The organism is Rothia santali (assembly GCF_024199905.1).
Classification (GTDB): Bacteria; Actinomycetota; Actinomycetes; order Actinomycetales; family Micrococcaceae; genus Rothia; species Rothia santali.
The window spans coordinates 21,326-32,713 of record NZ_JANAFB010000034.1; the positions used below are offsets into that span (position 1 = coordinate 21,326).

Consider the following 11,388-nt stretch of genomic DNA (forward strand, 5'->3'; position numbering starts at 1 on the left):
CGCGCCGGGACCGGACCCTCGACTCCGATGGCGCTGTGGGCGAAAATGGGCCCTCGCTCCGCGCGAACGACCCCGCCGGACGGCCCGGCACGTGGCGCCAGCCACTATCGTGGTGCCATGACTGCTAGCACCCCAGCACCCCGGAACGACGCCCCCGAGCCGACCGACCGCGAGGCGTCCGGGGCCACCGGCCTGGACGCCTCCGCCATGGACACCTCCGTCAGCCCCGGCGACGACTTCTACCGCTACGTCAACGGCGCCTGGATCGCCGCCCACGAGATCCCCGCCGACCGCGGCATCGACGGCGCCTTCCACCAGCTGCGCGACCTCTCCGAGGAGCAGGTCAGGGACATCATCGCCGACGCCGGCAGCGCCGACCCCGACTCGAAGATCGGCGCGCTGTTCAACTCCTTCATGGACGAGGCGGCGGTCGAGGCCGCCGGCACCGCGCCGCTGGAGCGGGACCTCGAGCTGCTCGAGCGCGCCGGGGACTCCGACGCGCTGGTGCTGGCCCTGGCCGCCCTGGACGCGAGCGGCGTCGGCGGCCCCGTGGGCGTGTACGTCAACAACGACGCCAAGAACGCCACGGAGTACGTGCCCTACCTGGTCCAGTCGGGCATCGGCCTGCCGGACGAGGAGTACTTCCGCGAGCCCAAGTACGCCGAGATCCGGGAGGCCTACCGGGAGCACATCGCCCGGATGTTCGAGCTGACCGGGGCCGCCGAGCGCCTGGGCTCCGACCCGGAGTCGGCCTCCCGCGCGGTCTTCGACCTCGAGACCAAGATCGCCTCCCACCACTGGGACAAGGTGACCTGCCGGGACGCGAACAAGCGCTACAACCCGTACACGCCCGCCGAGATGGAGGAGGCCTTCCCCGGCTTCCCGTGGCGGCGCTGGATCGAGGCGCTCGGCGGGACCGAGGGGTCCTTCGCCAAGACCATCGTCTCCCAGCCCTCCTACCTCGAGTCCTTCGCCGGGCTGTGGGCCACCGAGCCGCTCGAGCGCTGGCGGCTCTGGGCCGCGTGGCACGTCGCCCACGCCCGCGCGCCGTTCCTGCCCGACGCCGTCGTGCGCGAGAACTTCGAGTTCTACTCCAAGACGCTCACCGGGACCGAGGAGATGCGCGACCGGTGGAAGCGCGGCGTCGGGCTGGTCGAGGGGCTGCTGGGCGAGGAGGTGGGCCGCGAGTACGTCTCCCGGCACTTCCCGCCGGAGCACAAGGAGCGGATGCTCGAGCTGGTGGACAACCTCATCGAGGCCTACCGGGAGTCGATCTCCGGGCTCGAGTGGATGACCCCGGAGACCCGCGAGCGCGCGCTGGAGAAGCTCGCCGCCTTCACCCCCAAGATCGGCTACCCGGAGAGGTGGCGGGACTACTCGGAGCTGGCGATCGGCGCGGACCTGGTCGAAAACGTCCGGGCCGGCAACCGCTTCGAGCACGACTACGAGCTGGGCAAGCTCGGCCAGCCGATCGACCGGGACGAGTGGCACATGACCCCGCAGACGGTCAACGCCTACTACAACCCGGTGATGAACGAGATCGCGTTCCCCGCCGCGATCCTCCAGCCGCCCTTCTTCGACATGGACGCCGACGACGCCGTGAACTACGGCGGGATCGGCGCGGTGATCGGCCACGAGATCGGCCACGGCTTCGACGACCAGGGCGCCAAGTACGACGGCGCGGGCAACCTCGACGACTGGTGGACCGCCGAGGACCTCGCCGAGTTCGAGCAGCGCACCGGGGCCCTGGTGGCCCAGTACGCGCGCTACACGCCCGAGGGCCTGGACCCCGAGCAGGACCGGGTCAACGGCGAGCTGACCCTGGGCGAGAACATCGGCGACCTCGGCGGGCTGTCGATCACGCTCAAGGCCTACCGCAAGGCGCTCGAGAAGCAGGGCCTGACCCTGGAGACGGCGCCCTCGGCGGGCGGCGTCGGGGCGCTGCGGCGGCTGCTGATGAGCTACGCGCAGATCTGGCGCTCCAAGGCCCGGCCGCAGATGGCCAAACTGTACCTCTCGATGGACCCGCACTCCCCCGCCGAGTTCCGGTGCAACGGGATCGTGCGGAACGTGGACGAGTTCTACGAGGCCTTCGACGTCGGCCCGGACCACGAGCTGTGGCTCGCGCCCGAGGAGCGGGTGAGCATCTGGTGAGCCCGGGGGCGGGCCGGTGAGCGAGGCCGGGCCGGCTGACGGCCGCGAGCCGGGCGACGGCCGCGAGCCGGGCGACGGCCGCGAGCCGGGCGATGGCCGCGGGCCGGCCGCCGGCGGGTCTGCGTCGTCGGGTCCGTGCGCCGCGAGGTCACGGTCGCGGCGCGGCGGCCCCGGCGCCGGGCGGGGCGGCCGCGGGCGCCTCGGTGTCCTACGGGGTGGGCGGCAGGGGTGCCAACCAGGCCATCGCCGCCGCGCTGACCGGGACGCCCACGGAGCTCGTGGGCTGCGTCGGCGACGACTCCGCCGGGGCGTCCCTGCGGGACTCGCTGGCCGAGCGCGGTGTCGGCGTCTCCCGGCTCTCCGCGGTGCCCGGCGTGGACTCGGGCTCGGCCCACATCACGGTCGGTGCCGAGGGGAGCTCGGCCTCGATCGTGCCCGCCGCGAACCTCTCGCTGAACCGCGACATGGTGGCCGCCGCCGCGGCCGCCGGCTTCGACGGCGCCCGCGTGGTCGTGGCCCAGGGCGAGATCCCGGTGGAGACGGTCGAGGCGACCATCAAGGCGGCCGCCCGGGCGCGGATCCGGATGGTGCTGCACCTCTCCCCCGCGGTGCACGTCTCGGCCAGGGCGCTGCGGGCGGTCGACGTCCTGGTCCTCGACGCCGCCGAGGCCGCGGCCGTGCTGGAGCGGCACCTGCCGGAGGGCGGCAGGGGCGCGGGGGCCGACGACGCCGGCCCGCTCGCCGCGCACCGCCGCCGCGCCGCGGCCCTCACCGCGCTCGTCCCGACCGTGGTGGTGACCCTCGGCGCCCGCGGATCGGTCGTGGCGGCGCGCGGGCGGCACGACGTCGTGGACGTCCCGGCGACCCGGGTGGCCGAGGTCCTCGACCCCGCAGGGGCCGGCGACGCCTTCGTCGGCGTCCTCGCCGCGGCCCTGGCCCGCCGGCTCGCCGTGCGGGGCCTTCCCGACGGCGCGGTCCCGGGCCTCGACGACCTCGTGGCGTGCGTGCGCGTCGCCGGGCGGGAGGCCGCCCGGGTCCTCGGCCGGACCGGGGCGGCGGCGTCGTACACCGCCTTCAGCCTGGACGGCGTCTGAGCACGCGCCCGGGAGGAACCCACGACCACCGACCCCGGGCGACGCCCCGGAGAGAGCGAGCAGGCATGAGAATCGACGCGATCTGGCGCGGCCGCTTCTGGACCGGCGACCCCGCCCGACCCGAGGCACACGCGCTCGCGGTGCATCGGGGGCGGATCCTCGCGGTGGACGAGCTCTCCGGGCTCGAGCCCGAGGTCGAGTACGACCTCGGCGGGGCCCGCGCGGTGCCGGGCTTCCACGACGCCCACCACCACACCCTCGGGACCGGTGACCACCTCTCCCAGGTCGACCTGCGCCATCCCCGGGTCACCACGCTCGAGGGGCTCTACGCGGCCCTGGCCCGCCGGGCCGCCGAGCTGCCGCGCGACGCGTGGGTCCGCGCCGGCGGCTACGACCAGAACCGGCTCGGGGCGCACCCCACCGCGGAGGGGATCGACGCCGCGGTGGGCGGGCGGCCGGCCGTCGTCGAGCACGTCTCCCACCACATGCTGGTCGCGAGCACCCGCGCCTTCGAGCTCGCCGGGTACCCGGGCCGGGACGGGTACCCGGACGTCCCCGGGGGCCGGGTGGAGCGCGAGAAGTCGGGGCGCGCCGTCGGGCTGCTGCAGGAGAACGCGGGGACGCCGGTGCGGCGCGAGTCGGCCCGGGACAGCCAGGAGCGCACGCAGCAGCTCCTGCGGCTGGCCTCGGACCAGGCGCTCGACTACGGGCTGACGAGCCTGACCGAGCCCGGCGTCATCGTCGGCGGGATGATGGGCGCCAACGACCCGAGCCTGGGCGCCTACCAGACCGCGATCGAGGCGGGCACGCTGCGACCGCGCATGACCGTGATGCCGTTCCACCACCTCCTCCACGGCCTGGAGCTCGGCGCGGAGGGGTGGCGGACGCTGGACCTGGGCATGCGCACCGGGTTCGGCGACGAGCGGCTGCGGCTCGGACCGGTCAAGATCATCTCGGACGGCTCGCTGATCGGCCGCTCAGCCGCGGTGCACCGGTGCTTCTGCGGCGAGGCGGACAACCGCGGGCTGATGGTCGTGGACCCGGAGGAGCTGTCCGAGCTGGTGCTGTCCTTCCACCGGGCGGGCTGGGCCGTGGCGACCCACGCGATCGGCGACCGGGCGATCGACCACGCGCTCGACGCCGTCGAGGCCGCCCAGCGCGTCGAGCCCCGGCCCGCGCGCCACCGGATCGAGCACTTCTCGATGGCGAGCGACGAGCAGGTCCGCCGCTGCGCCGCACTCGGGGTGGTCCCGGTGCCCCAGGGGCCGTTCGTGACCGAGTTCGGCGACGGCGTGCTGGAGGCCATCGGCCCGGACCGGGCGCGCGGGACCTACCGGCTGCGCTCCCTCCTCGACGTGGGGATGACGGTGCCGGGCTCGAGCGACTCCCCCATCTGCGACGCCGACCCGATCGCCTCGATCGACGCGATGGTCAACCGGCGCACCTCATCGGGGGCGGAGTTCTTCCCGGAGGAGCGGGTCACCGTGGAGCAGGCGCTGCGGGCCTACACCTACGGCTCGGCCTACGCGGTAGGGCGGGAGCACGAGGTGGGGACGCTCGCGCCGGGGCAGCTGGCCGAGCCGCTGCTGACCTCGGGCCAGGTCCCGCGCCGCTGGCGCCTGGTGCGGCACCTGCCCCGCACCGGAGGCGGTAAGGTGAGGCGCCTGGGCGCGGCCGAGTGGGCGCGCCTGGAGGCGGCGCCGTCGGCCGCGGGGGCGCCGTGATGCGAGCGGAAGGCGCCATGATGCGGGCGGAAGGCGCCGCGAGGCGCGGAGGAGGAACCATGGACGACGTCGCGATCGTCGGCGCGCTGCGCACCCCCGTCGTCTCGCGGTCGCGCGGATTCGCCGGGACGACCGTGGACGAGCTGGCCGCCCACGCCCTCGCGGCGGTGGCCGCGGCCGGCGGGAGGAGGCCCGACGCCGTCGTGCTGGGCAACTGCACCGGCCCCGGAGGCAACCTCGGCCGGATCGCCGCGCTCGGCGCCGGGTTCGGGGAGTCCTGCGCGGGCTGGGGCGTCGACGCCCAGTGCGGCTCCGGGCTGATCGCGGTCGCCGAGGCGACCCGGCACGTCCGGGAGACCGGCGGGGCCGCCGCGGCCGGCGGCGAGGCGGGAGCGGCCGAGCCGGCGCCGGTGACCGTGGGGCTGATCCCCACGATGGGCGCCCTCCACGAGGGGCACGCGACCCTGATCCGCCGGGCGCTGGAGCAGAACGACGTCGTCGCCGTCTCGATCTTCGTCAACCCCCTCCAGTTCGGCCCCGGCGAGGACTACGAGAGCTACCCCCGCCCCCTCGAGGCCGACCTGCAGATGCTGCGGGACCTCGGCGTGGACCTCGCCTTCGTCCCCGAGCGGGAGACCATGTACCCCGGAGGGAGGCCGCTGGTGAGCCTGAGCTCGGGGGAGCTCGGCACGCGCTTCGAGGGCGCCTCCCGCCCCGGTCACTTCGACGGCGTGCTGACCGTGGTCGCCAAGCTGTTCAACCTCTTCGTGGCCGCCGCCGGGCCGCACCGCGTGCGCGCCTACTTCGGTCAGAAGGACGCGCAGCAGGTCGCGATCGTCCAGCGCCTGGTCGCCGACCTCAACGTCCCCGTGACGATCGTCCCCGTGGCGATCGTCCGCGAGGAGGGCGGGCTCGCGATGTCCTCCCGCAACACCTACCTCGACGAGGAGTCCCGCCGGGCGGCCCTGGTGCTCTCCCGCACCCTGGCCCTGCTGCGCGAGGAGGGGCTCTCCCGCGGGTACGCGGGGATCGACCTGGAGTCGGCGCGCTCGCGGATCGAGGAGCGCGACGGCGTCGAGCTCGACTACCTCGAGATCGTGGACCCCTCGACCTTCGACGCCCCCACCGAGGCCTCGACCCGGGCCATGGCGATGGCCGCGATCCGCGTGGGCGGAACCCGGCTCATCGACAACATGGACGTCCTCTAGCCCCCTCAGACCCGCGATAGGCTGTACCCCGTGACTACACCAGACCCCGCCCAGACCGTGACCGCCGCCGACCGCAGGGCGGAGGCGAGCGAGCAGATGCGGATCCGCCTGGAGAAGCGCGGCAAGCTGCTCGAGTCGGGTCGCGAGGCGTACCCGGTCGGCGTCCCGGTGACGCGCACCATCCCGAGCGTCCGGGAGCAGTACGAGGGCCTGGAGGCGGACGAGGCCACGGGCGACGTCGTCGGCGTGGCCGGCCGCGTGGTCTTCGTCCGCAACACCGGCAAGCTGTGCTTCGCGACGCTGCAGTCCGGGGACGGCACCCGCCTGCAGGCGATGATCTCCCTGGCCAAGGTGGGCCAGGAGGCGCTCGACGACTGGAAGGCCCTGGTGGACCTGGGCGACCACGTCTTCGTGCGCGGCGAGGTGATCAGCTCCCGCCGCGGCGAGCTCTCGGTCATGGCCGAGGAGTGGGCCATGGCCTCGAAGTCGCTGCGCCCCCTGCCGACCCTGCACCACGACCTCAACGAGGAGACCCGCGTCCGCCAGCGCTACCTGGACCTGATGGTCCGGGACGAGGCCCGCGAGGTCGTCCACCGGCGCGCCCGGATCATCCAGACGGTGCGGCAGACGCTGGTCGAGCAGGGCTACGTCGAGATCGAGACGCCGATCCTGCAGCTGATCCACGGCGGGGCGGCCGCACGCCCCTTCGAGACCCACCTCAACGCCTTCGACCAGGACATGACCCTGCGGATCGCGACTGAGCTGTACCTCAAGCGGGCCGTGGTCGGCGGGATCGACCGCGTCTTCGAGATCGGCCGGGTCTTCCGCAACGAGGGCGTCGACTCGACCCACAGCCCCGAGTTCACCACGCTCGAGGCCTACGAGGCCTACGGCGACCAGTTCAGCATGGCCCGGCGCATCCAGGACATCATCATGGCCTGCGCCGACGCCGTGGGGATGCACCGGATCGAGACCGAGGACGGCACCATCGACCTCACGGGCGAGTGGCGCTGGCTGGGCGTCTACCCGGGGCTGTCCGAGGCCGTGGGCCGCGAGGTCACGCCCGAGACGACGGCGGAGGAGCTGCGGGCGATCGCGGCCGAGCACGACGTCGTCGTGAACCCGGCCTGGGATGCGGAGAAGCTGGTGGTCGAGCTGTTCGGCGAGATCGTCGAGCCGACCCTGATCGACCCCACCTTCGTGTGCGACTACCCGCCCTCGGCCCAGCCGCTGGCCAGGCCGCACCGATCCGAGCCCGGCGTGATCGAGGCGTGGGACCTCATCATCGGCGGCATGGAGCGCGGCACGGCGTTCTCCGAGCTGATCGACCCGGTGATCCAGCGCGAGCGCCTGATGGCCCAGTCCCAGCTGGCGGCCGGCGGCGACGTCGAGGCCATGCAGCTGGACGAGGAGTTCCTGCGCGCCCTCGAGCACGCAGCGCCCCCCATGGGCGGGCTGGGCCTGGGCATCGATCGGCTGATCATGCTCTTCACCGGGCTCGGGATCCGTGAGACCATTCTGTTCCCGCTCATGAAGCCCGAATGAGCGGCGAGCGGCAGCATCGCTAAGGAGCAATCGTGGAGTACCTGGCCGTCCTGATCCCGTCGATCGGGATCGGAGTCATCTTCTACTTCGTCATGCGCTGGATCTTCCGCGCCGACGGCGCCGAGCGGCGTGCCCGGGCCAATGCCGAGGAGGACGCCTCGAATTGGTATGAAAAGATCAAATCCCGGCACGACGACCGGGAACACTTTGGTAAATCGAACCAATAGCCGGTTCGGCGAATTCCCAGCGAGAATCTAATGACAATTCGCGGCGGAAGGCTGTCCTTTCTGCGTTTCTATTGATACTGTGTGTTTCGGGTCGTTCGATAAGCACGTCGAGTGTGCCGAGTATGAGCCGGACGGGGATTGTGTCCGGCGGTCCGGCCCTCCCGAATAAGGGATTCGTCTACACAGTTTTTGAGGAGAGCAGATGGCTCAGAAGGTCAAGATCATCCTGGAGGACGACCTCGAGGGGGGCGTGGCCGACGAGACCGTGCGCTTCGGCCTCGACGGCGGGCAGTTCGAAATCGACCTCTCGTCGGACAACGCGGCTAAGCTTCGCGACGCTATTCGCCCCTATGCCGCTAAAGCGCGCCGCGTGCAGACCCGTTCCGCTCGCAGCGGTTCCGGAAAGGCGGCCTCGACCTCCGGTCAGGCGCGTAATCCCGAGACCGCGATGATTCGCCAGTGGGCCAAGGAGAACGGATACAACGTCTCCGACCGCGGGCGCATCCACCAGGAAGTCCAGGACGCCTACTACAAGGCCCAGAAGAAGGCCTCCTAGCGCGTCGCGGGCGGCCGCCCCCCGCCGGGGGGTCCAAGGGGCCGCGGCCATTGCCCGCCGCTATGAAGCCCAGGGCGGAAAATGCCACGGCATTTCCGCCCTGGGCCTTATTCCGTCTCGCCGGTGGCGAACACTTCTGTACGGGTCATTGTGCCTGCGTAGCATCGACGTAGACACGTACAAGGAGTTAGCTATGTTTGAACGGTTTACGGATCGCGCACGGCGCGTCGTGGTGCTGGCTCAAGAAGAAGCCCGCATGCTGAACCACAATTACATCGGAACCGAGCACCTCCTGCTGGGCCTCATCCACGAGGGCGAGGGCATCGCCGCGAAGGCCCTGGAGTCCATGGGGGTGACCCTCTCGGCCGTCCGCGAGCAGGTCCAGGACATCATCGGCCCGGGCCAGCAGGCGCCGAGCGGCCACATTCCCTTCACCCCGCGCGCCAAGAAGGTGCTCGAGCTGTCCCTGCGCGAGGCGCTGCAGCTGGGCCACAACTACATCGGCACCGAGCACATCCTGCTCGGCCTCATCCGCGCGGGCGAGGGCGTGGCCTCCCAGGTCCTGTCCAAGCTCGGTGCGGAGCCCTCCCGGGTGCGCCAGACGGTCATCGACATGATCTCCGGCTACCAGGGCAACAGCGGCGAGGGCAAGGAGACCGCCGGCGTCGGCGGGGGCGGCAAGGAGGGCACCCCCTCAGGGTCCACCGTGCTTGACCAGTTCGGCACCAACCTGACCGCCGCCGCCCGCGAGGGCAAGCTGGACCCGGTCATCGGGCGCTTCAAGGAGATGGAGCGCGTCATGCAGGTCCTCTCCCGGCGCACCAAGAACAACCCGGTGCTGATCGGCGAGCCCGGCGTCGGCAAGACGGCCGTCGTCGAGGGCCTGGCGCAGTCCATCGTCCGCGGGGACGTCCCGGAGACGCTGAAGGACAAGCACCTCTACACGCTGGACCTCGGCTCGCTGGTCGCCGGCTCCCGGTACCGCGGCGACTTCGAGGAGCGCCTCAAGAAGGTGCTCAAGGAGATCCGCACCCGCGGGGACATCATCCTGTTCATCGACGAGATCCATACGCTGGTGGGCGCGGGCGCCGCCGAGGGCGCGATCGACGCCGCGTCGATCCTCAAGCCCATGCTGGCCCGCGGCGAGCTGCAGACCATCGGCGCGACCACGCTCGACGAGTACCGCAAGCACATCGAGAAGGACGCCGCCCTGGAGCGCCGCTTCCAGCCGATCCAGGTCGACGAGCCCTCGCAGGCCCACGCGATCGAGATCGTCAAGGGGCTGCGCGATAAGTACGAGGCGCACCACCGCGTGACCATCACCGACGAGGCCCTCGAGGCCGCGGTGCACATGTCCGCGCGCTACATCTCCGACCGGTTCCTGCCGGACAAGGCGATCGACATGATCGACGAGGCGGGCGCGCGCCTGCGCATCAAGCGCCTGACCGCCCCGCCGGAGATCAAGAACCTCGAGGAGCGGATCGCCAAGCTGCGCGGGCAGAAGGAGGCCGCGATCGAGGGCCAGGACTTCGAGAAGGCCGCCAACCTCCGCGACAAGGAGCAGAAGCTCATCGTGGAGCGCGACGAGCAGGAGAAGGCCTGGAAGGAGTCCGACTCCGCGATGGGCGAGGTCAACGCCGAGGTCATCGCCGAGGTGCTCGCCGCCGCCACGGGCGTGCCGGTCTACAAGCTCTCCGAGGAGGAGTCCGGCCGCCTGCTCAACATGGAGGAGGAGCTGCACAAGCGCGTCATCGGCCAGGACAACGCCATCAAGTCGCTGTCCCGCTCCATCCGGCGCACCCGCGCCGGTCTGAAGGACCCGCGCCGCCCCGGCGGATCGTTCATCTTCGCCGGGCCCACCGGCGTCGGCAAGACCGAGCTGGCCAAGGCCCTCGCGGAGTTCCTCTTCGGGGACGACGACGCGCTGATCACCCTCGACATGTCCGAGTACCAGGAGAAGCACACCGTCTCCCGGCTGTTCGGCGCCCCTCCCGGCTACGTCGGGTACGAGGAGGGCGGCCAGCTCACCGAGAAGGTGCGCCGCAAGCCGTTCTCGGTGGTCCTGTTCGACGAGGTGGAGAAGGCCCACTCGGACCTCTTCAACTCGCTGCTGCAGATCCTGGAGGACGGTCGCCTGACCGACTCCCAGGGTCGCGTGGTGGACTTCAAGAACACCGTGATCATCATGACCACCAACCTCGGCACGCGGGACATCTCCCGCCGGGTCCCCGTGGGCTTCCAGTCCTCGGACGACCCGACCACCAACTACGAGCGCATGCAGGCGCGGGTCCAGGAGGAGCTCAAGGAGCACTTCCGCCCCGAGTTCCTCAACCGCGTGGACGACATCATCGTCTTCCCGCAGCTCTCGGAGAAGGAGATCGTGCAGATCGTGGACCTGTTCGTGGCACGCCTGGCCGAGCGCCTGCGCGACCAGGACATGTCCATCGAGCTGACCGACGCCGCGAAGCAGCTGATCGGCAAGAAGGGCTACGACCCCGCGATGGGCGCCCGCCCGCTGCGCCGGACGATGCAGCGGGAGATCGAGGACCAGCTCTCCGAGCGGATCCTCTTCGGCGAGATCAACGGCGGCGAGAAGATCACCGTCGACGTCGACGGGGAGGGCGAGGACGCCGGGTTCGTCTTCACCTCCCAGAAGATGTCCGAGCTGCCGGACGAGGGCTTCGACTACGGCGAGGAGTCCGAGGCCGACGAGCTCTCGGACGCCGAGCAGGTCTCCCGCCCGACCCAGCCGCCGCGCGCGGACGAGGGCCCCGGCGGGACCACCGGGTCGGCCACGGCCTAGGGCACGCCGGCACCACCCCCGGACGAACGGCCCGGATCGCGCACTCGCGCGGTCCGGGCCGTTCGCGTGTCCGGGCG

Annotated in this window: 8 protein-coding genes; all 8 read left to right on the top strand. The window is 71.8% G+C overall.

Annotation, left to right across the window (positions count from 1 at the left end; translation table 11 throughout):
- Nucleotides 1–117 precede the first annotated feature (117 nt).
- The 8 genes from NBM05_RS12080 to NBM05_RS12115 all read left to right on the top strand — a co-directional run bounded on the left by NBM05_RS12080 (nucleotide 118) and on the right by NBM05_RS12115 (nucleotide 11,311).
- Nucleotides 118–2,154, top strand: a complete 2,037-nt coding sequence (locus tag NBM05_RS12080) for a M13 family metallopeptidase (RefSeq protein ID WP_373689330.1) — start codon at nucleotides 118–120, stop codon at nucleotides 2,152–2,154.
- A 203-nt stretch (nucleotides 2,155–2,357) separates the two neighbouring features.
- Nucleotides 2,358–3,248 (top strand): PfkB family carbohydrate kinase, encoded by an 891-nt coding sequence (locus NBM05_RS12085; RefSeq protein WP_254167766.1) that lies wholly within the window; start codon nucleotides 2,358–2,360, stop codon nucleotides 3,246–3,248.
- A gap of 65 nt (nucleotides 3,249–3,313) precedes the next feature.
- The gene (locus tag NBM05_RS12090; protein ID WP_254167768.1) at nucleotides 3,314–4,972 is read left to right on the top strand and encodes an amidohydrolase; all 1,659 of its coding nucleotides are present in this window, start codon (nucleotides 3,314–3,316) and stop codon (nucleotides 4,970–4,972) included.
- A 59-nt stretch (nucleotides 4,973–5,031) separates the two neighbouring features.
- Entirely contained in the window at nucleotides 5,032–6,180 is a 1,149-nt protein-coding gene (gene panC, locus NBM05_RS12095; RefSeq protein ID WP_254167776.1) for a pantoate--beta-alanine ligase, read from the top strand.
- Between the two features lie 96 nt (nucleotides 6,181–6,276).
- A complete protein-coding gene (lysS, locus tag NBM05_RS12100) occupies nucleotides 6,277–7,725 on the top strand; it encodes a lysine--tRNA ligase (protein ID WP_254167796.1) in 1,449 nt (482 codons plus the stop codon).
- A 32-nt stretch (nucleotides 7,726–7,757) separates the two neighbouring features.
- Entirely contained in the window at nucleotides 7,758–7,952 is a 195-nt protein-coding gene (locus NBM05_RS12105) for a hypothetical protein (protein ID WP_254167778.1), read from the top strand.
- Between the two features lie 202 nt (nucleotides 7,953–8,154).
- Nucleotides 8,155–8,508, top strand: a complete 354-nt coding sequence (locus NBM05_RS12110) for a histone-like nucleoid-structuring protein Lsr2 (RefSeq protein WP_254167780.1) — start codon at nucleotides 8,155–8,157, stop codon at nucleotides 8,506–8,508.
- Nucleotides 8,509–8,701: 193 nt separating this feature from the next.
- Nucleotides 8,702–11,311, top strand: coding sequence for an ATP-dependent Clp protease ATP-binding subunit (locus tag NBM05_RS12115; RefSeq protein ID WP_254167782.1), 2,610 nt, complete (start codon nucleotides 8,702–8,704; stop codon nucleotides 11,309–11,311).
- Nucleotides 11,312–11,388: the final 77 nt, after the last annotated feature.

Bases quoted from the DNA above. Each gene is read 5' to 3' on its own strand.
- NBM05_RS12080 (WP_373689330.1), top strand. From the start codon at position 118: ATGACTGCTAGCACCCCAGCACCCCGGAACGACGCCCCCGAGCCGACC.
- NBM05_RS12090 (WP_254167768.1), top strand. From the start codon at position 3,314: ATGAGAATCGACGCGATCTGGCGCGGCCGCTTCTGGACCGGCGACCCC.
- panC (WP_254167776.1), top strand. From the start codon at position 5,032: ATGGACGACGTCGCGATCGTCGGCGCGCTGCGCACCCCCGTCGTCTCG.
- lysS (WP_254167796.1), top strand. From the start codon at position 6,277: ATGCGGATCCGCCTGGAGAAGCGCGGCAAGCTGCTCGAGTCGGGTCGC.
- NBM05_RS12110 (WP_254167780.1), top strand. From the start codon at position 8,155: ATGGCTCAGAAGGTCAAGATCATCCTGGAGGACGACCTCGAGGGGGGC.
- NBM05_RS12115 (WP_254167782.1), top strand. From the start codon at position 8,702: ATGTTTGAACGGTTTACGGATCGCGCACGGCGCGTCGTGGTGCTGGCT.